Genomic DNA, 21113 nt, shown 5'->3' on the forward strand with positions numbered 1-21113 from the left:
TGCTGCAGCAGCTATTCTCCCAGCGCAGCGAAGAAGCCGATGATCGCCGCAGAAACCGCCGCCGGCTGCTCGTCCACCACGAAATGCCCGGCCTGATCGATCGTCGCCAGGCGCACGTCAGTCCCGTAACCGGTGGTGCCGGAGAAAATCCGCTGCGTGATAGCCGGCGGGAAACCGGCATCATCGGCGCCGAAGACGAATAGCGTGGACATGGCCAGCCGGTCCGCGCGGTACTTTCCGCTGATGATCCTCCCCAGCTCGGGCAGGACCATCCGGCGGCACAGCAGTTCAGCCGCTCCGGCGTTGGCCTCGCAGCGCATCACCGAGGCATACTGCTCGAATACGTCGGGGTCCAGCGGTTTCACCATGAAGACCGGAGAGAAGAAGTGGCGGGCCATCCGTCCCGAACGCATGAGCCATGGGCCCAGGCCTGGTGTCGAGAGCGCTTCTTGGTGCCACAGGTGCCGCATTCCGGGCACCATGCCCAGCTGGAAGCGCATCTGCAGCGGCGGCACGGCGATCATGACCTGGCTCTGGATCATCCCGGGATGCTCCAAAGCCAGCTGGAATGCGGAAATCGACCCCATGTCGTGGCTGACCACGCGGACTGCGCCCAACCCGAGCCGTTCCAACAGCTCAAGCAGGTCCCGGTACCGGCTCGTCCGGTCGATGTTCCGGTACGGCAGCTGGCTCCAGCCTTCACCGCGCAGGTCCGGGGCGATGGCACGGTATCCGGCGGCCGCAAGGGCGGGCATCACCTCCCGCCATTCCCACCACGTCTGGCCGAATCCTGCCAGCAGGAGCACCGGCGCACCGGCCCCCATGGTTGCCACATGCATGTGCCCGTCGGCAAGCTCGACATATTCGTGTTCGACGCCCTGCACCTCCGGCAAGGCCGGCATGGCCTGGTTTTGTGTTTTCATGCTGCATCCCCGCCACAGCTCGATCCACGCGAACCCTGCGGGCTCGCCATCGAGCCCAAATTGCAGGGAGCGTGAAGGTCCTGAAAGGTTGCTCCATCCCGTATCCGGGGCCCGCGTCGGGCCGGGTTCGGGACGGCAGTGCAAGTGCGTCGGCTCGGCATCTTGCGGCCGGATGCGCACCGCGGCAAATCACGTCGCAGGTCATCCTCAGCGCTGGGTTTTCATCCCACCCTCGCAGGATACTACGTTCACAGTGCCTTGTCACTACTTTTATAGTAAAGCAGAATAGGTGCATGGATACCTCGAATTCCGGCGGACGGCCGCGCATAGAACGGTCGCTGGACGCCGCGCTCCAGATCCTCGGCGAACAGGGAGTCAGGGCGCTGAGCCACGCGCGCGTCGACCGCACCGCCGGGTTGCCCCAAGGATCCACCTCGAATTATTTCCGCACCCGCCAGGCGCTGATCGAGGGTGTCGCTTCGCATCTGGCGCAACGTGAGCGCGAAGACTTCGGGCAGGCCGCTCCGCTGCTCGACCGGGTGGCGGCCGAGGAAGCCTTCACCAGGCTTCTGGAAGTCCAAAGCGGGCCCTTCCGCACCCGGACTCTGGCGCGCTATACGCTGTTCATCGACCTGACGCATTCCCCGGAACTCGTCGCACCGCTGAAGGACAATCGGAAAATCTTCGAAAACTGGACAACCGCGACACTGGCCGCACTGGGCGCCAAAGACCCTCTGGGCTGCACGAGATTCATCATGGCCACGCTCGACGGCGCGCTGCTGCATCGGATCACCGTCGACGACTCAATGGATTTCGCGCCTGTCGTCCGCCGCGCCCTGGCTGCCTGCCTCGATGGCTAGCGCGGCAAAAAGCAACCCCTCCTGGCGTGGATGATTCCAAACCAGAAGGGGTCTTCTGTGCGCCCTGCGGGGATCGAACCCGCGACCAATGGATTAAAAGTCCAGTGCTCTACCAGCTGAGCTAAAGGCGCACGGCACAAGGCCAAAATCCATACTACCCGATGGACCGGCATGATCATTAATCGGCGTAATCCGCACCGTGGCAGCCCGTAATTCCCGCTTGATCTTGCGGTTTGCAAGCTAAATCACCTGTTGGCTGAGAACTCAGGTTCAGCGAGTATTCTGGAGCGCATGAGAGGTGCACGTGCAGGATCAAAAGTAGCCCAGGATGCGGGGTTCCGCCATCACAAGCCACGCCCCTTCGCCCCGGCAGATTTCGAGCCCTACGAAGGAGGCGCTGACCCGGCGCGCGTCTCCGAGGCCGCCCATTTGTCCGCCCAGGCTTTCGTGCAACGCGGCATTGCCAACAACGATCCCGAAGTTTCACGCCGGCTGATCGCCGTTGCCGAGGAAGAGGGCTTGGAAGTTCTCGCTGAGCTGTGGAGCGAAGCTCCCGCCCACTCCCTGCCCGGTGCGCTGTGGCGCCTGTATGCGGTACGCGCGGCCACCATGGGCAAGCCGGAAGTGCACGCGGCACGGTTCCAGGCCGGAGCCCACCGTGCCCAGGTCGAACGCATCGTCGCCGGGGTGGCCGAACCGCCGACCGCCGAAGAAATGAAGAAGATGACCGGGTCGATTCTCTCCGGCGCCTTCAACGGAGACTTCGCCCACGCCCTGGAACGCACTGCCGCCTATTGCCGGGTCGTGGCCCTGGGCATGACCGAGCATGCCGATGCCGCAGATTTCTCCAACAGCGACCGGGGAACGAAGCTGACGCAGCAGGCCAAGGCGCTGACGTCTACGGCCGCTGATCTGGAAGTCTGCGCCCGGCTGTGGCGCCAGGACGCATTGGACTGAAAGGCGCTCCCGCGCCATTAGGATGGATTGAGGAAGTTACCCCTCAATTCTAGGCAGGTGGGTGTGGGCGCCGCATCGAGGACCAACTCTTCAGGACTCGTACGCTGGTTGCTGATCTTGATCGCGACGGCGCTGCTATCCCAAACAGCGCTGAACCTCATCCGGCCGGTCACCACCTACAAGCTCATCTCCTTCGGCTCCGGCGCGTTTACCGTCGGCGTGGTGACTGCCGCCTATGCGATCCTTCCGCTGTTCACCGCGATGATGCTGGGCCGGGTCAGTTCGCGCATCCGCAGGATCCGCTTCCTGATGGTTGCCGGCGTCGCCCTTCTGGCCGCCGGCGGCATCGGCATCAATTTCTCGCCGAATGCGCTGACCGTGGCGCTGGCCAGCGCCGTGCTGGGGCTTGGGCACTTGATGTTCACCATTGGAGGGCAATCGTCGATTGCCCGGTTCTTCCCCGACAGCGATCTGGACAAGGGCTTCGGCTGGTTCACTGCGGCCTATGCCGCTGGGCAATTCATCGGGCCGCTGATCGGCGGAATGGTGCTCGGTTCCGGCACCGACGCGCTCTCCGCCGAGCGTGTCGCCGATATCAGCCTGTCGCTGTGGATTGCCGCCGGTTGCTCACTGCTGGCTATCCCCTTCCTGCTTCCGAGCTGGCAGCCGAAGATCTCCAAAACGGCGTCGCAGACCCGTCCGCCGAAGTCCAAGGCCTCCATTCCCTCGGTGCTGCGTATCAAGGGCATGGCCTCGCACATGTTCGCCTCGATGACCTTGCTGGCGATGCTGGACATTCTCACCGCGTTCTTGCCGCTGGTGGCGGAGAAACATGGCGTCACACCGGAAAATGTTGGTGTGCTTTTGGCCATTCGAGGTTTCGCTTCGGTTATTTCGCGGCTGTTCATCCCGAAGCTCTCGGCCCACTTCGAGCGCAATCACCTGCTGGTCACCAGCTTGTGGGCTTCGGGCATCGCCATCGCCCTGGCTCCGGCGTTCATCGATTCGCTGTGGGCCGCCGGGGTGGCACTGCTGGTCGGCGGCTTCTTCCTGGGACTGGGCCAGCCGATGACCATGACGATGATTTCCACGTCGGTGCCGGCGATGGACCGCGGCGCCGCATTGGCCGTCAGGCTCATGGGAAACCGGGTCGGACAAGTAGCTTTGCCGGTTATCTCAAGCACTGTCGCCGCCGGGTTGGGTCCAGCTGGCGCGATCTGGTTCTGCTGCGCGCTGCTCTGCTTGAGCGGAGCGGAAAAGGGCCTGCGCCGGTAGCGTGAGAAACCGCACGAGCACCGCCCCGGCGGTTGACAGCGCACCGGTCAGGCGAGAACACTAGATACCGGTGCCGGGCTGCTGGTAACCCCGGGCTCCAAAATTCTGCCGCTTCGAGCGGCCTTCCGCCGAGAGGCGTTCCCGGTCCGGCACCATCAAGTACCCGGCGTTCACTTCCGCGTCGTAAACTGTTCTGCGTTGGTACCAATAGCAGTCGAATCGAATGGTGCGCCAAAACGTGAAGTTCCAGATCTTTCCCTCCGCCTCGCGCGGCATCGAGTTGCTGTGCGGGTTGGCGACGACCATTCGCACCTCCGTTGCCAATGTCGCCGAAATGATCGGCTCACCCGACACCCGTGCAGATCAGCTGCGGGATTTGGCCGCCGCGGAAGCCGAGGCCTCCGACCTGGTGCACGCGGTGCTCACCCACCTGCGAACCAGCTATATCAGCCCGCTGCCCCGCGAAGACATGTACACCCTCTCGCGCTTGCTGCACGAAACCATGGAGCAGCTGCGCGGCACCGGCGAGCTGATCATGACCGTTGGCTCCACCCCGCTCTCCGAGCGTTCCTCGGAGCAGCTCGAACTCATTTCGCAGCTGGCCGAGCTGGCCTCCGATTCGGTCCAGCGCCTGCACAACCTCGATGACCTGGAAGACAACTGGCTGCAGATGCTGCAGTTCTCCAAGCGCGCGGCGCGCACCCACCTGGTGTGGGTCAACGAGATCTCGAAGTTTGCCAAGGCAGGCACGATCCACCGCCACCAGCGCGTGGCCGACCACCTGATGCTCACGGCCAACACCCTGCGCCAGTTTGCCGACCACCTCGGTCGCGTGCTGGTGAAGGAGTCCTAGGGACATGACCATCCTTTCGGTCCTCACCGGAATCGCGATCGTCCTCACGCTGGGCTATGGCGTGCTCAACGGCTTCAGGGATGCCTCCACCGCGGTTGCGGCCTCGGTGCGCACCAGGGCGCTGCGCCCGGCCATAGCGGTCTCCGTGGCGGCGCTCTTCGCCTTCCTCGGCACCCTAGCCACCTCGGGGCTGAGCGTGGCGCTGGTGGACAAGCTGAACTTCAACGTCCCCGATGGCGTCGTCGGACTGAAGCTGCTGATCTGCGGCCTGCTGACCGCCGGAGCCTGGGGCCTGTATTGCTGGTGGCGCGGCTTGCCGGTCAGTTCCACCCATGCATTGTTCTCCGGACTGGTGGGCGCCAGCGGCGCTTCAGCCTTCATGGGCGACCTGTCGATGTCCGGAGCCTGGGGTCTGCTGCTCGGCTCGGTGCTGCTGCCCCTGCTGATCACCCCGGTGATTGCCTACCTGCTGTCCTATGTGCTGGTGATTCCGGCGACCTGGCTGATGCGACATAATTCCTCGCGTTCGGTCAACAACGGCTCGCGCGCAGGCCAGGCCATTGCCGCCTGTGCGGTAGCGCTGGGGCTGGGGCTGCAAGATGGCCAGCGCACCGGCGCGATGATCGCACTGGTGCTGATCACCGGGCATGCGATGGACCCGGGACCGATGACCTGGGCCATCCAGCTGGCCGCCGGCGCCGCTCTGGGTCTTGGCGTGCTGCTGGGCGGATGGCGCATCACCTACACGCTCGGCCGCCGCCTGGTGAACTTCGATCCGCTGCGCGGCATGATCGCCCAGGGTGTTGCCGCGGCGATGCTGTTCCTCGGCTCGCTGGTTCTGCACCTGCCGCTGTCCACCACCCAGGCGGTCACCAGCGGCATCGTCGGAGCCGGCAATAACCAGGCTTTCGAATCGGTGGTGTGGCGCAATGTCACCAAGGTGCTGCTGCACTGGGTGCTGACCCCGGTGGTCTGCGTTGCCTGCGGCGCGATCCTCACGCTGGCGGTGCACCCGCTGCTGGGCAACGCCTAGTCTTCACCCGGAACGAAGAGGTCTTCGATCCTGCAGCCGAAGACCGCAGATAGCTTGAAGGCCAGCGGCAAGGACGGGTCGTAGCGGCCCTTTTCGAGCGAAATGACAGTTTGGCGCGAGACGCCGAGCAGATCCGCCAATGCCTGCTGGGAGAACCCGCGTTCCCTGCGGTATTCACTGAGATTGTTCTCCATTAGCTTTCGGCTCGCTTACTCGGTTGCACGAAGCGCGAGCGGGCCGATGCTACGGCGCGGGAATCGGAATCGCGCTTGTGCATCAGCCTTCCACCTTCTTGATCACCAGGTAGCGCACGAGCACGTCTACGGCAGCCAGCAGAACGACCCCGACAAGCAGCATCACTGGTTCTACGTCAATGCGCAGCAAACCCAGCGCCATGGCGCCCAATCCGCACAGGGCGATCAGATCATGAAATGCTCCGAAAACCGCCTTTTCGTACCATTTTCCCTCGATGGATGATTCCGGATCCCGCACGGCTCCGGCCAGAGTATCCCTGTCCAGCATGAATACCCAGCACAAGGCGGACGCAGCGGGCAGCATCAGCAGTGCAAAGACCAGTCCGGACAGCATCTTGCGCTGCTGATCGGCTTCGGGGCCGAATGTCCACCAGATCAGCGTCATGGCAGCGCAGAGCACCAGCCCCCCGAGCAGTGACAGGATGATCAGCAGGGCTGTCGATCCGCCGAATCGCGAACGACCCCATTTACTCTGGCCAACTGACTCTTTTGAATCCACCACTGCCCCCTTTCCGATAAATGTAAACCTCACTTTACTGACAAGGTCGCTTTACAGTCAAGGGAGCTTTACGTGAATGGTTAAAGTGCAGCGGCGCACCGCAATCGGTGCGCCGCTGGCGGTGATCCCCTCCAGGATCCCCGGAAGACCCCCCTTCCGGTCCGTCTACCATCCGCTCAAGGAGCGGCGGTATCCGAAATCTTTATCCGAAGCGTCCGGAGACGTAATCCTCGGTGGCCTTCTGCTCCGGGTTGGAGAAGATGGCTGCGGTGTCGTTGTACTCGATGAGCTTGCCCGGCTTGCCGGTGCCGGCGATGTTGAAGAACGCGGTCTTGTCGCTCACGCGGGCGGCCTGCTGCATATTGTGGGTCACGATCACCACGGTGTAGTCGTTCTTCAGCTCGTTGATCAGGTCCTCGATGGCCAGGGTGGAGATCGGGTCCAGTGCCGAGCACGGCTCGTCCATCAGGATCACGTCGGGCTTGACCGCAATAGTGCGGGCGATGCACAGGCGCTGCTGCTGGCCGCCGGAAAGGCCCGAGCCCGGCTTGTCCAGGCGGTCCTTGACCTCATTCCAGAGGTTTGCCCCGCGCAGCGACTTCTCCACCAGCGCGTCGGCGTCGGACTTGGAGATCTTCTTGCCGTTCAGCTTCACGCCGGCCAGCACGTTGTCCTTGATGGACATGGTCGGGAACGGGTTAGGACGCTGGAAGACCATGCCGATCTGGCTGCGCACGGTCACCGGGTCAACGCCCGCGCCGTACAGGTCGTCGCCGTCCAGCAGGACCTGGCCCTCGACGCGGCCTCCGGGGATGACCTCGTGCATGCGGTTCAGGGTGCGCAGGAAAGTGGACTTGCCGCAACCCGATGGGCCGATGAATGCGGTAACCGACTTCGGCTCGATGTTGATCGAGACGCCTTCAACGGCGAGGAACTTGGAGTAGTAGACGTTCAGGTCATTGACGTCGATGCGTTTTGCCATGATGTAATCCTTGAAAAAGTTTGGGTTTGTCCGGACCGGAGCCTAGGCTCAACGGCCCTTCTTTGGGGCGAAGATCGAAGCGACCAGGCGGGCGAGGAGGTTCAACGCCATCACCATGAGGATCAGCAGCAGGGCTGCGGCCCAGGCGCGCTGCACCGACGGGTCGATGTTCGTCGGGCTGGTCGGGGTCAGGATCTGGTAGTAGATGAAGGTCGGCAGCGTGGACATCCAGTTCGCGAAGACGTTCAGGTTGATGTTGCTTGCGATGCCGGCGGTGACCAGGATCGGTGCGGTCTCGCCGATCACGCGGGCGATGGCCAGAGTGACACCGGAGGCGATACCGGAGATCGCGGTCGGGATGACCACCTTCAGGATGGTGCGCCAGCGGCGCACGCCCAGTGCGTAGGATGCCTCGCGCAGCTCGTTCGGGACGATCTTGAGCATTTCCTCGGTGGAGCGGACCACCGTCGGGATCATCAGCACGCTCAACGCGACCGCTGCGACAATGCCCATGCGGGCGTTCGGGCCCAGGATCATGCCGAAGAAGGCCGCCGCGAACAGGCCGGCGACGATCGAGGGAATGCCGGTCATCACGTCGACAAAGAAGGTGATCGCCTTGGACAGCGCCTTGCCCTGGCCGTATTCCACCAGGTAGACAGCGGTCAGCATGCCAACCGGAACGGAGATCAGGGTAGCCCACAGGGTGATCAGCAAGGTGCCCATCACCGCGTGGTACGCGCCGCCGACCACCGGGGTGCCATTGGCGACGGTTTCGTTGTCCACCGCGCCGGTCACACCGTTCATGGAGCTGAACAGGAAGTGGCTGTTCATGCCCGGCATGCCCTTTTCCAGCACCGTGAAGAGCACGGATACCAGCGGGATCACTGCCACGATGAAGGCGGCGTAGATCAGGTAGGTCCACATCGCGTTCTTGCCGCGGCGCTTGCCTTCGGCAACGGTGGTGATTACCGAGGCGGCCACCAGGAAAATGATCGCGGAGTAGATGGCGAAGGAGGCCACGTTGAAGCCGGTCAGCGTGGACGCTGCCGCGCCGATGATGATGGAGCCTGCGGCGATGGCCCAGATGGCCCATTTCGGCAGCTTGCCCTTGGCCAGGGAGTTGCGCTTGCGCACCGGAGGAGTCGGGTTGCCCGAGGTGCTGTTCTGGTTGGTTGTCATGGTGCTCATCAGTTGGCTCCCGAGAATTCCTTGTGGCGGGCGATGATTCCACGAGCGATCATGTTCACGACCAGGGTGATCAGGAACAGGACCAGGCCGGCGGCGATCAGCTCTGCCAGGCGCAGGCCGAAGGCCTCAGGGAAGTTCAAGGCGATTTCCGCGGCGATCGTCTGGTTGCCGGTCTTGATCAGCGATGGGATCAGGTTACCGGTGGACAGCACCAGCGCGACGGCCATGGTTTCGCCCAGGGCGCGGCCCAGGCCCAGCATGACGGCGGAGATAATGCCCGGGCGGGCGAAGGGGATCACCGCGGTGGTGATCATTTCCCAGCGGGTTGCACCCAGGGCGAGGGCGGCCTCTTCGTGCAGCTTCGGAGTCTGCAGGAAGATTTCGCGGCTCAGCGAGGTGATGATCGGCAGCACCATCACTGCCAGCACGATGCCGGCGGTGAGCATGGTCTTGCCGGTCTGGCTGGCCGGGCCTTCGAAGAGCGGGATGAAGCCCAGGTTCTTGGCCAGCCATTCGTAGCCTGGAACCAGAGCCGGAGCGAGCACCATGTAGCCCCACGCGCCGTAGATCACCGAGGGGATCGCGGCGAGCAGATCGATCAGGTAGCCCAGCGGGCCGGCGACCTTGCGTGGAGCGAAGTGCGAGATGAACAGTGCCACGCCGATGCCGATCGGGGTGGCGATCAGCAGCGCGATAGCCGCTGCGATAACGGTGCCGATGACAATCGGCCAGATGTAGGCGAAGAATCCTTCGCCGCCGGAAATCTCAGCCGGATCGGCTAAGAACGTCGGCAGGGCTTGGATCAGCAAGAAGACCGCGACCGCGAAGAGCGTGATCAGGATCAGGACACCGGCAGCCAGTGCGGCGCCGGAGAAGACCTTGTCACCAGCGCGGCCGGAAGTCGATGACTTGCTTGTCAAAGCATTGGTAGTCATGGCTAGAGCCTTTACGAAACGGGGGTGATGCAGTTTTCACTGCGGGGGTGGAGGGGTACTGCTGGTGCGGGTGGTTGAGTTCGGCCACCCGCACCTGTTGCCGGTTGCCCGGCGGGGTACTACTCGGCGACGGTGATGCCGTCGATCGACTTCTTGGCCTTCTCGGCGATGGATGCCGAGATTGGGGCGTTGCCTGCCGAAGCCTGGGCGGTCTTCTGGCCGTCTTCGGAGATGACGTAGTTGCCGAAGGCCTTGACCAGATCAGCGGTTGCCTGGTCCTTGTAGCTGCTGCAGAAGATGTGGTACGAAACCAGGACGATTGGGTAAGTGCCTGCTTCGGTGGTGTCGCGCTCCAGATCCAGGGCCAGGTCGTTCTCGGCCGCACCTTCAACCGGGGTTGCGGTCTCGAGGGCCTTGGCAGCTGCCTCGGCGGAGATCTTGGTGTACTCATCGCCAACCTTGACGTTCACGGTGGACAGGTTGCCCACTGCGGAGAAGTCAGCGTAGGTGATGGCGCCGTTGGTCGAAGTGGTGGTCGAAACCACGCCGGAGGTACCCTTGGCGTTCTCCGACTGGATGTCGCTTGGCCAGTCGCCGGAGACATCGTAGGTCCAGACATCAGCGGCTGCGGCCTTCAGGTACTCGACGAAGTTCTCGGTGGTGCCGGACTCGTCGTTGCGGTGCACAACGGTGATTGCGGTATCAGGCAGCTCCACGTCCGGGTTCTGCTTGGCAATGGCCTCATCGTTCCACTTGGTGATTTCCTTCTTGAACACCTTGGCGATGGTGGCTGCGTCCATGTTGATCTCTTCAACGCCTTCGAGGTTGAAGGCGATCGCGATCGGCGAGACGTAAGCCGGGATGTTGAATGCGCCTTCTGGGCCGCAAACTTCCTTGGCCTTGGCGGCCTCGTCTTCCTTCAGGTAGGCATCCGAGCCGGCGAACTGCGCGCCGCCTGCCAGGAATGCTTCGCGGCCTGCGCCGGAGCCGTCTGGCGAGTACTGCACGTTGGCGTCCGGGTTGGCAGCCTTGAAGCCGGTGGCCCATGCTTCCATGGCCGAGTTCTGGCTGGATGCGCCGATGCCGGTCAGGGTACCGGTGACACCGGATGCAGCAGAGGTCTCTGCGCCTTCGGAACCGGCAGCGGCGGTTGGGTTATCCGAGCCGCAGGCGGTCAGTGCGAGTGCTGCGACGGAAAGAACGGCAGCTGCGCTGCCAAAGCGGTTGAGCTTCACGAGATTTACTCCCCATGTTGGTAGATCGATGTAAAACTTTCAGCGGCTTCTCTCCGCTTCATCTACGACGTTAAAGATCGAAAGTAACCAGCTCCCCCGGCAAAGGTGAACAGAAGGTTAACAACTTATCCACAGGCAGGTGATCCTGCTCACCAGCGCAATATCCCGGCAGCTTCTGCCGCCGCCCGCCCAACCCATGGAAGACTGAAGCCATGGCAACTGGGCGGAAAGTGAAGCGCATGCCAGCGCAACTATTCGGATTCTTGGCGCAGCGCAATCGCGCCGGGCTGATACGCTCGCGCAATTCCCTGCCCAGAATCCTGCGCATGACCCTGGGCGCCATTGGCGCATTCTGGATCGCCGAAAGCATCTGGGGGCACTCCCAGCCGATTTTCGCGGCCACCAGCGCGCTGGTTTCGCTGGGCTTCGGCGCCTCCACCACGGTGCGCAAAACCGCCGAGGTCGCCCTGGGATGCACCCTGGGCGTGGCCCTGGGCGATACCCTCATGCACTGGTTCGGGCAGGGTATCTGGCAGGCCGCGCTGGTGATGTCGCTCAGCCTGGTCATAGCCCGCTACCTGGATTCAGGTGCAATCTTCTCCACCCAGCTGGGTATGCAATCGGCACTGGTGGTGCTGCTGCCGATCAGCGCCGACGGCCCATTTGCCCGTTCCATCGATGCCCTGACCGGTTCCCTGCTCGCCCTGCTGGTCATTATTTTCTGGCCCACCGACCCGAGGCGCAGTCCGGTTTCCGCATTATCGGATTTGTTCAAGGAGCTTTCCGAAGCGCTTTTGGAATGCTCCTGGGCCATCCGCGACGATGACCGGCGCTCCGCATTCCACGCGCTGATCAAGGCACGCGGCACCCAGAAGCATCTGGACAAGCTGCCAGCCGCCTTCCGCGCGTCCAAGGAAATCGCCACGATTTCCCCCGCCGGGCGGCGCCACCGCCACGAGCTGAACCGGCTGTCCAAGCGCTTCAACCACTACGACTGGGCCGCCCGCAACTCGCGGGTTTTCGCCCGGCGGCTGGCTTCCGTGCTCAGTAACAGCGCGCTGACCCCGGAAGGCGCGCAAACCCTGGCTCCGCTGATGCGCGAGCTGTCCGAGGCGGTCAACACCTTGGCGCACTCGGTGCGCGAGACCACGGTGGCGGGCCAGCGCAAATACGAGAAGTCCGCCCAGCAGCAGCTGGAAGGAGTCGCCGCCCAGCTGGATCCGCGCGCACTGGGAGTCGAAGGGCTCCAGGGCGAAGGCCTTGTCCTGCTGCTGCGCCCGATGGTGGTGGATCTGCTCGAGGCAGCCGGCCGCGTGCACGAGGAAGCCATCGAAGTGCTGCCCAAGCTCTCCTGAACAAAAATGTCCGCATGGCTCGATAGCATTGAGCCATGGCCAAAACTTCCACCCGCAGCAAATCCAGCGCATCGTTCAAATGCTCCGAATGCGGATGGACCACGATCAAATGGGTGGGCCGCTGCGGCGAATGCCAGGCCTGGGGCACCGTCGAAGAAGTGGGTGTCGTTTCCGCCCGCACCGTGGCCGCGGCCAAAGTCGCCCACCCGGCCAAGCCGATCGCGCAGATCGACGGCTCCGAAGCCGCCTTCCGCCCCAGCGGGGTGTCCGAGCTGGACCGCGTGCTCGGTGGCGGACTGGTCCCGGCAGCCGCGATCCTGCTCGCCGGAGAACCCGGCGTAGGCAAGTCCACGCTGCTCCTGGACGTCGCAGCGAAAGCGGCGCAGACCGGCCTGCGCGTGCTCTACCTGACCGGCGAGGAATCTGCCGCGCAGGTCAAGTCCCGCGCCGAACGCATCAACGCCATCGCCGATACGCTGTTCCTGGCCGCCGAAACCGACCTGGCCCTGGCGCTGGGGCAGATCCAGGAGATCGATCCGCAGCTGCTGATCCTGGACTCGGTGCAGACCTTCTCCTCGGCAGAGGTGGACGGCGCGGCCGGCGGCGTGTCCCAGGTGCGCGAGGTCGCCGCGTCGATCATCAACGCGGCCAAGACCCGGGCCATGTCCACCATCATGGTCGGCCACGTCACCAAGGAAGGGTCGGTCGCCGGCCCGCGGCTGCTCGAGCACCTGGTGGATGTGGTCTGCCAGTTCGATGGCGAGAAGCATTCGCGGCTGCGCATCCTGCGCGCGCTGAAGAACCGCTATGGCGCCACCGATGAGGTGGGCTGCTTCGACCTTAATGAGGACGGCATTGAATCGCTGACCGATCCTTCCAAGCTGTTCGTCACGCGAACCCGCAACCCGGTTCCGGGCACCTGCATCACCGTCACCCTCGAAGGCCGCCGGCCGCTGGCGGCCGAGGTGCAGACCCTGCTCTCCCGCAGCAATGCCCCGGCCGCCCGCAGGGCCACCAGCGGCCTGGATGCGGCACGGGCGCAGATGGTCGTGGCGGTGCTGCAGGCCCGCGCGCATATGGATCTGTCGTCCATGGACTCCTATATCGCCACGGTGGGCGGCGTCAAGATCGCCGAACCGGCATCGGATCTGGCCTGCGCGCTGGCCCTGGCCTCGTCGATGAACGAGTTCCCGCTGCCGCAGGACTTCGTGGCCTTCGGCGAGGTCGGCTTGGCCGGCGAGGTGAGGCAAGTGCCCGAGATCTCGCGGCGCATCACCGAAGCCCAGCGCCTGGGATTCTCCTTCGCAATGGCCCCGGCTACCCCGGAACCGTTGAAGAACATCCCCGAGGGCATCCGCGTGTTCCAGGTGGAGAATATCGCCCAGGCCCTGGATATCGCCTTCAACCAGCGGCAGAAGCCAACGCGATAAACTTGATTATTGCCGCCCGCCGAAAGGACGCCAGTTGAAAGCGCACCCCACCCCCGGATTCCTTGCCGTTCTGGCCCAGATTGCCCCGGGTACCGAACTCGCCCAGGGCCTGGAGCGGATCCAGCGCGGCCGCACCGGCGCCCTCATCGTGCTCGGCCACGACAAGCTCGTCGAGTCGATCAGCTCCGGCGGCTTCCGGATCAACACCGAATACACGCCGACCCGCATCCGCGAACTGGCCAAGATGGACGGTGCGATCATCCTGGACGGAACCGGCCGCCAGATCCTGCAGGCAGGCGTGCAGCTGATGCCGGATGCGCAGATTGAAACCCAGGAATCCGGCACCCGCCACCGCACCGCGGAACGCGTGGCCGCGCAATCCGGGTTCCCGACGATTTCGGTGTCGCAGTCGATGCAGACCATCACTCTCTATGCCGACGGCGAGCGCCATGTGCTCGAGCCTGCCGAGCGCCTGCTGGCCCGCGGCAACCAGGCCATTGCCACCCTGGAACGCTACCGCCACCGCTTGGACCAGGTCACCAGCGCCCTGTCAGCGGCGGAGATCGAGGATGTCGCCACTGCGCGGGAGGTGCTGGCAGTGCTGCAGCGCACCGAGATGCTGCGCCGCACCAGCGAGGAAATCTCCCGCTACGTGCTGGAGCTGGGCATCGACGGGCGCCTGCTGGCAGCCCAGCATGCCGAATTGCTCTCCGGCATCCAGGCAGATAACGAGCTGCTGCTGCGGGACTATTCCGACGCCGAGGGCCAGGAGCTGGATATCGAGCACGCCTTGGAGACGCTGCATGAAGTGTCCGACGCGCAGCTGGTCGAGCTCGACGGGCTGACCAAGATCCTGTTCCCGCACTCCAGCATTGGCCAGGACGACCAGCTGACCCCCAAGGGATACCGCCTGCTCTCGCAGATCCGCACTGTTCCCAAGGTGGTGGGAGATCGCCTGGTGGCGGCATTCGACAACTTGCAGCTGCTGATGTCCGCGTCCACCAGCCAGCTTATGGAAATTGAAGGCGTCGGCGAGCAGCGTGCACGCTCCATCCGCGAAGGGCTCGCACGCATGGCCGAGTCCTCGCTGCTGGACCGCTACATCTAAGCACTCACTCCAGGGTGAAGGTCACCGGCTCGGAGACGAAGTCGCCGACAGCCGCGGTGAACTTGTAGGTTCCCGGACGCGGCTGCACGCTGACCGCTTTGCAGCCAGGAGCCGAACGCTCGCGGTTCCAGGTGAAGCGCGAATTCTCCTTCTGCCCGGGCTTGAAGGGCAGGATTACGTCCTCTGCGTTCTCGAGGCAGTCGACGGTGGAGAAGATGCGGTCCGAACCGCTGGAAACCAGGAACTCCTGCTGCGTGCTTCCGACGTTCACCTCGCATTCGCGCTTGGAAACATTCTCGATGCCCAGAATCAGTGTCGGCTTCTTGTCCGAGGCGTAGCTTTTCGCATCGGTCGTCGCGGTAACCTCGATCTCGTCGCCGCTGCACATCTTGGCCGAGTCTTCATTCTCTTCCGGCTCGGCCGATGGCGAAGGGACCGGCTGGGATTGTCCGGCGTTCGGTTCATTGCCCGCACTTTCATTCTCATCGGGGGCAATGAGTCCGGCCAGGGCAACGACTCCCCAGACGATCAGGCCGATGAGCACCAGGGCAAGTACTGCCACGGTAATCCGCCGGCGCCGGTAGACGCTGGCCGATGGTTTCCTCCCTGATGCGTTGCTCATGGATTAAGGCTAATTCATTGCACTGCCCGAACCCGGTAATGGCGTAGGATCCGGGGTGCATCGCGTTCCCCTCGGATTCCGGGTCTTCCGTGCGCTGGCCTAGAGTGGTGGGGTGCAGCAAATCCACACCACCATCAACGACTGGTACCTAGAGAACGCCCGCGACCTGCCTTGGCGCCGTCCTGGCGTGAGCGGATGGGAAGTCATGGTCAGCGAGTTCATGCTCCAGCAGACCCCCGTGGTTCGTGTCCTGCCGGTGTGGGAGGAATGGATGCGCCGCTGGCCGCGGCCGCAGGATCTGGCCGCGGAACCGCTGTCCGAGGCGTTGAAAGCATGGGGGCGGCTTGGCTATCCGCGGCGCGCGCAGCGCTTGCATGCCGCCGCCGTGGAGATCACCACCGAATACAACGGCGAGGTCCCGCGCACCGAAGCGCAGCTGTTGGCCTTGCCCGGCATCGGCGACTACACCGCAGCCGCCATTGCCTGCTTCGCCTTCGGCGAGCGCACCGTCGTCGTGGACACGAATATCCGCCGTGTGCATGCCCGGCTCTTTGGCGGCATGGCGTTGCCCGAACCAAGCCCGCGGGCCAGCGAGTTCGCCCGGGCCAGGGAGGTCCAGCCCGAAGATGACCGGACGGCGAATCTGTGGAATGTCTCCGTGATGGAGCTCGGCGCGCTGGTATGCACTGCACGCAGCCCGAAGTGCGGGCAATGCCCGGTGTTCGAGCAGTGCGCATGGGTTGCCGGCGGGCAGCCGGCACCGCACTACACCCCGAAAGGCCAGGCTTGGAAGGGTACCGATCGCCAGGTCCGCGGGGCCATCATGGCGATTCTGCGCGAACATGAGGAGGCTGTGCCGCAGCAGTCTTTCCTGGCCGATCTGGCCCAGGAATCGCACGCAGGATATGTGGCACTTGCACGGTTGCAGTCTCCGCTGGACCAGCGTGAACGCGCGCTGGCCGGGCTGCTGAAAGATGGCCTGGCGATCGCCGAGGATAACGGCATCCGCCTGCCTTCCTGAGACCGGCAAAGAACACGCGGGTGCCTGCTGGCTTTATCTGCCAGCGCGTACCTATGCTTAGCCCATGAACGCTTCAGTTGACCCTGCCGGCACGGTTCGCCACGTAGCCGAGCATCCATGGTTCGAGGGCGCCGCCCGCTTGGGATTCGTCGCCAACGGGATTCTCCATGCGACCCTGGGAGTCCTTGCAGTTGTTGTCGCCGCCGGCCGCAAGGCGGAAGCCGACCAGGGCGGAGCCATGGGCGCACTGGCAAACCAGCCCTTCGGCATGGTTCTGCTGTGGATCTGCGCAATCGGCGCCCTGCTGCTGGGCCTGTGGTCCATGGCGCAGGCCTTCTTGCCCGAGAAGAAGCTGAAGGAAAGGCTCAAGTCCGCGGCTACTTCGATATCGTTCTTGGCCGTCGGATTCACCTTTGGACGATTCGCCGCGGGGAATCCCAGCGATTCGGGAAAGACCGCCAGCAGCTTCAGCGGCGAACTGATGCAGACAGGCCTTGGCCGAGCCTTGCTGATCGCCATCGGCCTCGGCATGCTGGTCATGGCCGGCTACTACATCTACAAGGGAGCCGCCAAGAAGTTCCTGGAGGATCTGCGGGGTTCTGGAAACAAGGAGGTTTCCCGCGCGGTGAAGTTCTCAGGCATGCTCGGCTACCCGGCCAAGGGCGCAGTCCTGGGTGCAGTTGGCCTGTTGTTCATCGTGGCCACGGTGCAGCGCGACCCGGAAGAGGCCAGCGGCATCGATGGCGCGTTGAAGGCCATCCAGGACCAGCCCTTCGGGCCCGTTGCCTTGATTGCCATCGGTGCTGGCCTGGTTTGCTACGCGGTCTTCCTGATGTTCCGCGCCCGCTATGACCGGATGGAGTAGGAATATCAGTCCAGCGTAATGATCATGCGGGTATTGCCCAGGGTATTCGGCTTCACCCGTGCAAGGTCCAAGAATTCAGCGACGCCTTCATCCCGGGAGAGCAGGATCTCCTGGTACACCGCGGGATCCACGGCGCTCTGGTCAGCCATCACCTTGAAGCCTTGGCGTTCGAAGAATGCAACTTCGAAGGTCAGGCAGAAAACACGCGACACCCCGACAGCCTTGGCGCGTTTGAGCAGTTCTCCCAGCAAAAGGTGCCCGACCCCCATGCCGCGAACCGTATCGGAGGTGGCGAGGGTGCGGATTTCGGCGATGTCTTCCCAGATGACGTGCAGCCCGCCGCAGCCGACAACGCTGCCCTCCGGATCCTCGGCTACCAGGAATTCCTGGATGGACTCGTAGTAGGTGACCGCTTCCTTATCCAGCAGGATTCGTTCCTCGGCCAGCGGACGCACAAGATTGCGGATCGCGTTGACATCACTGGTTTTGGCTGAGCGGACGGTAAAAGAGTTCACGTTTAGATCCTATGCCTCCCAGTTTGCAGAATCGAAGAAGTCGCTGGATATGTCATGGAAGGAACATCCTGCACGCAGAACTGCCACAATAAGCGGGAACATTGAAGCCCCGGGAGCAAGGATGAGGATGACAGCTAGAACAGCACGCCCCGGATTCGGGTTGCTTGCCATCCTGCTCTCCGCAGTGGGCATCGCTCCCCTGCTTAATTACGGGTTGAGCGCCACCAGCGACCTGGTCATCAGGGATTTGGGAATCACCGAATCCCAGTTCGGCCTGCTGGCGACGGCCTGCTTTGGCTGCGCCGCACTGGGCAACGCCGTCTTCGGGAAGTTCTCGGACAGGCAACCGGATACCAGGCTGATGCTGCTGATTTTCGGCACCACCGCGGTTGCGCTGGGCCTGGCGGCCATCCCAGCCGGCTATGTGCTGCTGCTGGTGGCATCCGGGCTTGCCGGTTTGGCCCAGTCATTCCCCAACGGCGTCACCAACCGCATTCTTGCCCAGCGGGTTCCCAGCGCCCAGCGCATTACGTGGACCGGCATCAAGCAGTCAGGCGTGCAGGTTTCACAGCTCGTAGGCAGCGTGGGGTTCCCGTTGCTGGCGGCGTTCATCGGCTGGCATGGCGCGTCGCTGGCTGGCGCGGTACTCGCCGCAGTGCTCGCGCTCATCGCCGTACGAGTTGTCCGCACCACCCCAATGCTCAGCGTGCCTGCACCGAAAAAGCCGAAGACGGATGCGGACAAGCCGATCGCCGCGGCAGCCCCCTCGACGAAGTTCGTCATTTTCGCGCTGGCCCTGTTCGGTTTCATCAACGGCGTCGGAGTGCAGGCAACCAATGTCTATCTGGCGCTCTTTGCGGTCCGCGAACTGGATTTCTCCTTGGTGGCCGGCGGCCTGACCGCTGCGGTGGCCGGAGTCATTGGGGTCAGTGCCCGCGTCGGCTGGGGGCAGATGATGGCCCGCGGGGTTTCAGCGCCCAAGCTCCTGCTGCTGCTGGCATCGCTGGCCACTGCGGGCGGAGCCAGCTTCCTTCTGGCCCAGCAAATGCATTCGGTGGCGCTGCTCTGGCTGGCGGTTGTCCTGCATGGTGCCTCGGCCCTGGGAGTTTCGGTGGTGCTCATGGCGGGCCTGTTGCGTGCGATCCCGGCAAGCCGCTTGGGCAGCGCCAGCGGAATCGTCTCGGCAGGCCAGTTCGGCGGATTCACCGTCGGGCCGCTGGCCATGGGCCTGCTGGTGGGATCGGCCGGTGGATTCACCGCGGGCTGGATCGCGGTCATCGGGATCTACCTGTGCTCGACTGCGCTCGGTGCAATCCTGGTGCTGCGGGCCAGGAATCGAGGTTAGCCAGTGGATGCCGAAGCGCTGAAGACACTGGCGCATTTGCGCCGTGCCAAGGACCTGATGGATCGGAACTATGCCGAGCCTTTGGATGTGCCGGCATTGGCCCAGCGGGCGTCCATGTCTCCTGCGCACTTTTCCAGGGAGTTCAAGCGGGCCTATGGCGAGACGCCGCATTCCTATTTGCTTACCCGCCGCATTGAGCGTGCCATGCATCTGCTGCGCGCGTCAGTCTCGGTCACTGATGCCTGCATGCAAGTGGGCTGGACTTCGCTGGGTTCCTTCAGCACACGCTTCACCGAAGTGGTGGGGGAAACCCCGTCCGCCTACCGGGAACGGGATCATTCGGCCACGGAGCAGATCCCTGCCTGCATTGCCAAGATCCTTTTGCGTCCCGAGAGATTCTGAGCAGTTTTGAAGAAGCGCGCGCTGCGCGGCACTGCCTAGGCTGGAGCCATGGCAAATATTTCAATCAATCATGTCCCGTTGACCGTGCTCGATGTAGATGAGGCGCTCGCGTTCTACCGCGATGCGCTGGGCTTCACGGTAATTTCAGATGTCGCCAACGGCGGCTTCCGCTGGGTCTCGCTTGCGGGCTCCGATGGCACCGGCACCAGCTTGGTGCTTTCGGCTCCGGGCGCCGGCCGCTCCGACGCCGATGCGCAGACCCTGGCCGAGCTGGTAGCCAAGGGAACCATCGGTCCGCTGGTGCTTTCCACGGCCGACCTGGACCAGGTCTTCGAAACCGTGAGCGCCTCGGGTGCTGAAGTCCTGTCAGAGCCGATGGACCAGCCGTGGGGTCCGCGCGATTGCGCATTCCGCGATCCTTCGGGAAATATGGTCCGCATCAACCAATCAGCATAGGGAGCCGAAGCATGAGCAGTACGGAACAAGAGGGTTTTTCGGCCGCTGAGAAGGCCGCGATGAAAGAGCGCGCAGCCGAGGTGCGAGCTCCGAAGAAGCGCATGACCAAGGCCGAGAAGGCCGAGCAGGCGCGCAGGGAAGTTGAAGAGAAGATTGCTTCCTTCGAGGGGAACGACAAGGTTCTCGCCGAGAAGCTGCACCGGATCGTCACCTCCACGGCTCCTGGACTGGAACCGAAAACCTGGTACGGCATGCCCGCCTACGCCCTGGACGGCAAGATCTTGTGCTTCATGCAGGATGCCAAGAAATTCGGCACCCGCTATCTGACCTTCGGGTTCAACGATGTCGCGCAGCTCGATGAGGGCACGCTCTGGCCCACGTCATTCGCCATTACCGCGCTTGATGAGCAGCTGGAGGAAAAGCTTGCCGCGCTGGTCGCCAAGGCGGTAGGCCGCTAAGTCCGACTGGCAAGGCGGCCCTCGATCGCCTCTCAGGCGTCGAGGGACTCTTGTTCTGCCCGGGGCAAGGCCCGGGCAAGCAGCCCGGCAGACAGCGCGAAAACCCCGAGCAGCCCAATCAGCCCCATGCCGACAGGCAAGGATCCCAGCTGGGCGGCGTCTTGCCCCAAGACGGTGAACAGCATGGCTGCGCCGAGCCCGAGGATTCCGAAGCCAGCTGCCACGAAGCAGACCACAATGGATTTCGGTCCGGGGTTCCAGTGCCCCAGTGAGGTGAAGTCCCGGTAGGCGATGATGCCGATGGCAATGCTGAGCGTGGCCGCAGCGCCGATTACGAGCACCACCAGCCATGTCGGGCTGTATCCGGCGCCATCGGCTCCTGCGTGGCGCACCAGCTGTTCAGGAAGCTCGGGCCGCAGGAAAAGGTACAGGGCCAAATAGGCCATGACGGCGAGGCAGGATGCGGCAATCATCTGCTGCCCTTCGCTTCGCATCTTCATGTGTTGAGCCTACGACATGGGCGGATTAAAGCCAATAGCCGT

Annotated in this window: 24 protein-coding genes and 1 tRNA gene; 14 read left to right on the plus strand and 11 right to left on the minus strand. The window is 63.7% G+C overall.

The window, feature by feature from the left end:
• Positions 1-11: 11 nt before the first annotated feature.
• The gene (locus EKH49_RS15060) at positions 12-923 is read right to left on the minus strand and encodes an alpha/beta fold hydrolase (RefSeq protein WP_128471494.1); all 912 of its coding nucleotides are present in this window, start codon (positions 921-923) and stop codon (positions 12-14) included.
• Positions 924-1216: 293 nt separating this feature from the next.
• Here EKH49_RS15060 and EKH49_RS15065 point away from each other — a divergent pair, with 293 nt between their 5' ends.
• Positions 1217-1783, plus strand: coding sequence for a TetR/AcrR family transcriptional regulator (locus EKH49_RS15065; RefSeq protein ID WP_128471495.1), 567 nt, complete (start codon positions 1217-1219; stop codon positions 1781-1783).
• Between the two features lie 58 nt (positions 1784-1841).
• Here EKH49_RS15065 and EKH49_RS15070 read toward each other — a convergent pair.
• Positions 1842-1914: transfer RNA gene (locus tag EKH49_RS15070), tRNA-Lys, on the minus strand.
• Between the two features lie 160 nt (positions 1915-2074).
• On the opposite strand from EKH49_RS15070, the gene EKH49_RS15075 reads away from it, so the two are divergent.
• From EKH49_RS15075 to EKH49_RS15090, 4 genes are all read left to right on the plus strand, one after another.
• Positions 2075-2740, plus strand: coding sequence for a hypothetical protein (locus tag EKH49_RS15075; protein WP_128471496.1), 666 nt, complete (start codon positions 2075-2077; stop codon positions 2738-2740).
• A 108-nt stretch (positions 2741-2848) separates the two neighbouring features.
• Positions 2849-4015, plus strand: a complete 1167-nt coding sequence (locus EKH49_RS15080; RefSeq protein ID WP_236641192.1) for an MFS transporter — start codon at positions 2849-2851, stop codon at positions 4013-4015.
• 238 nt (positions 4016-4253) lie between these two features.
• Positions 4254-4868 carry a hypothetical protein gene (locus EKH49_RS15085; RefSeq protein ID WP_236641193.1) on the plus strand — a complete coding sequence of 205 codons (615 nt, stop codon included), beginning with the start codon at positions 4254-4256 and terminating at the stop codon, positions 4866-4868.
• A gap of 4 nt (positions 4869-4872) precedes the next feature.
• Positions 4873-5901: an inorganic phosphate transporter gene (locus EKH49_RS15090; RefSeq protein WP_128471499.1), complete on the plus strand. Its 1029-nt coding sequence runs from the start codon at positions 4873-4875 to the stop codon at positions 5899-5901.
• Here EKH49_RS15090 and EKH49_RS15095 read toward each other — a convergent pair.
• The 6 genes from EKH49_RS15095 to pstS all read right to left on the minus strand — a co-directional run bounded on the left by EKH49_RS15095 (position 5898) and on the right by pstS (position 10994).
• The gene (locus EKH49_RS15095) at positions 5898-6095 is read right to left on the minus strand and encodes a helix-turn-helix transcriptional regulator (protein ID WP_128471500.1); all 198 of its coding nucleotides are present in this window, start codon (positions 6093-6095) and stop codon (positions 5898-5900) included. The genes EKH49_RS15090 and EKH49_RS15095 overlap by 4 nt on opposite strands.
• 82 nt (positions 6096-6177) lie before the next feature.
• Complete coding sequence (locus tag EKH49_RS15100; protein WP_128471501.1) at positions 6178-6654, minus strand: hypothetical protein; 477 nt, start codon at positions 6652-6654, stop codon at positions 6178-6180.
• A gap of 202 nt (positions 6655-6856) precedes the next feature.
• Positions 6857-7636, minus strand: coding sequence for a phosphate ABC transporter ATP-binding protein PstB (gene pstB, locus EKH49_RS15105; RefSeq protein WP_038993599.1), 780 nt, complete (start codon positions 7634-7636; stop codon positions 6857-6859).
• A gap of 48 nt (positions 7637-7684) precedes the next feature.
• Entirely contained in the window at positions 7685-8824 is a 1140-nt protein-coding gene (gene pstA / locus EKH49_RS15110) for a phosphate ABC transporter permease PstA (RefSeq protein WP_128471502.1), read from the minus strand.
• Positions 8824-9759, minus strand: coding sequence for a phosphate ABC transporter permease subunit PstC (pstC, locus tag EKH49_RS15115; protein WP_038993597.1), 936 nt, complete (start codon positions 9757-9759; stop codon positions 8824-8826). Before pstC ends, pstA begins: the two co-directional genes overlap by 1 nt.
• 119 nt (positions 9760-9878) lie before the next feature.
• On the minus strand, positions 9879-10994 hold the full coding sequence (pstS, locus tag EKH49_RS15120) for a phosphate ABC transporter substrate-binding protein PstS (protein WP_038993596.1): 1116 nt from the start codon (positions 10992-10994) through the stop codon (positions 9879-9881).
• A gap of 239 nt (positions 10995-11233) precedes the next feature.
• On the opposite strand from pstS, the gene EKH49_RS15125 reads away from it, so the two are divergent.
• Genes EKH49_RS15125 through disA form a run of 3 tightly spaced genes read left to right on the plus strand, consistent with a single transcriptional unit; the run spans position 11234 to position 14887 of the window.
• Entirely contained in the window at positions 11234-12349 is a 1116-nt protein-coding gene (locus EKH49_RS15125) for an FUSC family protein (protein WP_236641194.1), read from the plus strand.
• 35 nt (positions 12350-12384) lie between these two features.
• Entirely contained in the window at positions 12385-13779 is a 1395-nt protein-coding gene (radA, locus tag EKH49_RS15130) for a DNA repair protein RadA (protein WP_128471503.1), read from the plus strand.
• 34 nt (positions 13780-13813) lie between these two features.
• Positions 13814-14887 carry a DNA integrity scanning diadenylate cyclase DisA gene (gene disA / locus EKH49_RS15135; protein WP_038993593.1) on the plus strand — a complete coding sequence of 358 codons (1074 nt, stop codon included), beginning with the start codon at positions 13814-13816 and terminating at the stop codon, positions 14885-14887.
• A gap of 4 nt (positions 14888-14891) precedes the next feature.
• Here the strand turns inward: disA and EKH49_RS15140 are convergent, their stop codons facing one another.
• Positions 14892-15509, minus strand: a complete 618-nt coding sequence (locus tag EKH49_RS15140) for a hypothetical protein (protein ID WP_128471504.1) — start codon at positions 15507-15509, stop codon at positions 14892-14894.
• A gap of 112 nt (positions 15510-15621) precedes the next feature.
• On the opposite strand from EKH49_RS15140, the gene EKH49_RS15145 reads away from it, so the two are divergent.
• On the plus strand, positions 15622-16530 hold the full coding sequence (locus tag EKH49_RS15145; protein WP_128471505.1) for an A/G-specific adenine glycosylase: 909 nt from the start codon (positions 15622-15624) through the stop codon (positions 16528-16530).
• Positions 16531-16594: 64 nt separating this feature from the next.
• Complete coding sequence (locus tag EKH49_RS15150; protein ID WP_038993590.1) at positions 16595-17395, plus strand: DUF1206 domain-containing protein; 801 nt, start codon at positions 16595-16597, stop codon at positions 17393-17395.
• Between the two features lie 5 nt (positions 17396-17400).
• On the opposite strand, the gene EKH49_RS15155 is transcribed toward EKH49_RS15150, so the two are convergent.
• Complete coding sequence (locus EKH49_RS15155; protein WP_128471506.1) at positions 17401-17910, minus strand: amino-acid N-acetyltransferase; 510 nt, start codon at positions 17908-17910, stop codon at positions 17401-17403.
• Between the two features lie 127 nt (positions 17911-18037).
• Here EKH49_RS15155 and EKH49_RS15160 point away from each other — a divergent pair, with 127 nt between their 5' ends.
• Genes EKH49_RS15160 through EKH49_RS15175 form a run of 4 tightly spaced genes read left to right on the plus strand, consistent with a single transcriptional unit; the run spans position 18038 to position 20571 of the window.
• On the plus strand, positions 18038-19255 hold the full coding sequence (locus EKH49_RS15160; RefSeq protein WP_201739628.1) for an MFS transporter: 1218 nt from the start codon (positions 18038-18040) through the stop codon (positions 19253-19255).
• Positions 19256-19312: 57 nt separating this feature from the next.
• Positions 19313-19657, plus strand: a complete 345-nt coding sequence (locus EKH49_RS15165) for a helix-turn-helix domain-containing protein (protein WP_052254094.1) — start codon at positions 19313-19315, stop codon at positions 19655-19657.
• 48 nt (positions 19658-19705) lie between these two features.
• Complete coding sequence (locus EKH49_RS15170) at positions 19706-20113, plus strand: VOC family protein (protein ID WP_128471507.1); 408 nt, start codon at positions 19706-19708, stop codon at positions 20111-20113.
• An 11-nt stretch (positions 20114-20124) separates the two neighbouring features.
• Positions 20125-20571 carry an iron chaperone gene (locus EKH49_RS15175; RefSeq protein WP_066144536.1) on the plus strand — a complete coding sequence of 149 codons (447 nt, stop codon included), beginning with the start codon at positions 20125-20127 and terminating at the stop codon, positions 20569-20571.
• Between the two features lie 32 nt (positions 20572-20603).
• On the opposite strand, the gene EKH49_RS15180 is transcribed toward EKH49_RS15175, so the two are convergent.
• Complete coding sequence (locus EKH49_RS15180; protein WP_128471508.1) at positions 20604-21071, minus strand: hypothetical protein; 468 nt, start codon at positions 21069-21071, stop codon at positions 20604-20606.
• Between the last annotated feature and the right edge of the window lie 42 nt (positions 21072-21113).

This window comes from Glutamicibacter sp. HZAU (assembly GCF_004100365.1).
In the GTDB taxonomy this organism is placed as follows: domain Bacteria; phylum Actinomycetota; class Actinomycetes; order Actinomycetales; family Micrococcaceae; genus Glutamicibacter; species Glutamicibacter nicotianae.

Excerpts from the sequence above, each read along its gene's own strand:
- pstB (WP_038993599.1), bottom strand. The coding sequence starts at position 7,636 with ATGGCAAAACGCATCGACGTCAATGACCTGAACGTCTACTACTCCAAG.
- radA (WP_128471503.1), top strand. The coding sequence starts at position 12,385 with ATGGCCAAAACTTCCACCCGCAGCAAATCCAGCGCATCGTTCAAATGC.
- EKH49_RS15075 (WP_128471496.1), top strand. The coding sequence starts at position 2,075 with ATGAGAGGTGCACGTGCAGGATCAAAAGTAGCCCAGGATGCGGGGTTC.
- EKH49_RS15165 (WP_052254094.1), top strand. The coding sequence starts at position 19,313 with ATGGATCGGAACTATGCCGAGCCTTTGGATGTGCCGGCATTGGCCCAG.
- pstC (WP_038993597.1), bottom strand. The coding sequence starts at position 9,759 with ATGACTACCAATGCTTTGACAAGCAAGTCATCGACTTCCGGCCGCGCT.
- EKH49_RS15150 (WP_038993590.1), top strand. The coding sequence starts at position 16,595 with ATGAACGCTTCAGTTGACCCTGCCGGCACGGTTCGCCACGTAGCCGAG.
- pstA (WP_128471502.1), bottom strand. The coding sequence starts at position 8,824 with ATGAGCACCATGACAACCAACCAGAACAGCACCTCGGGCAACCCGACT.
- EKH49_RS15170 (WP_128471507.1), top strand. The coding sequence starts at position 19,706 with ATGGCAAATATTTCAATCAATCATGTCCCGTTGACCGTGCTCGATGTA.
- EKH49_RS15140 (WP_128471504.1), bottom strand. The coding sequence starts at position 15,509 with ATGAGCAACGCATCAGGGAGGAAACCATCGGCCAGCGTCTACCGGCGC.
- EKH49_RS15095 (WP_128471500.1), bottom strand. The coding sequence starts at position 6,095 with ATGGAGAACAATCTCAGTGAATACCGCAGGGAACGCGGGTTCTCCCAG.
- EKH49_RS15180 (WP_128471508.1), bottom strand. The coding sequence starts at position 21,071 with ATGAAGATGCGAAGCGAAGGGCAGCAGATGATTGCCGCATCCTGCCTC.
- EKH49_RS15160 (WP_201739628.1), top strand. The coding sequence starts at position 18,038 with ATGACAGCTAGAACAGCACGCCCCGGATTCGGGTTGCTTGCCATCCTG.
- EKH49_RS15175 (WP_066144536.1), top strand. The coding sequence starts at position 20,125 with ATGAGCAGTACGGAACAAGAGGGTTTTTCGGCCGCTGAGAAGGCCGCG.
- EKH49_RS15125 (WP_236641194.1), top strand. The coding sequence starts at position 11,234 with ATGCCAGCGCAACTATTCGGATTCTTGGCGCAGCGCAATCGCGCCGGG.
- EKH49_RS15060 (WP_128471494.1), bottom strand. The coding sequence starts at position 923 with ATGAAAACACAAAACCAGGCCATGCCGGCCTTGCCGGAGGTGCAGGGC.
- EKH49_RS15065 (WP_128471495.1), top strand. The coding sequence starts at position 1,217 with ATGGATACCTCGAATTCCGGCGGACGGCCGCGCATAGAACGGTCGCTG.
- EKH49_RS15090 (WP_128471499.1), top strand. The coding sequence starts at position 4,873 with ATGACCATCCTTTCGGTCCTCACCGGAATCGCGATCGTCCTCACGCTG.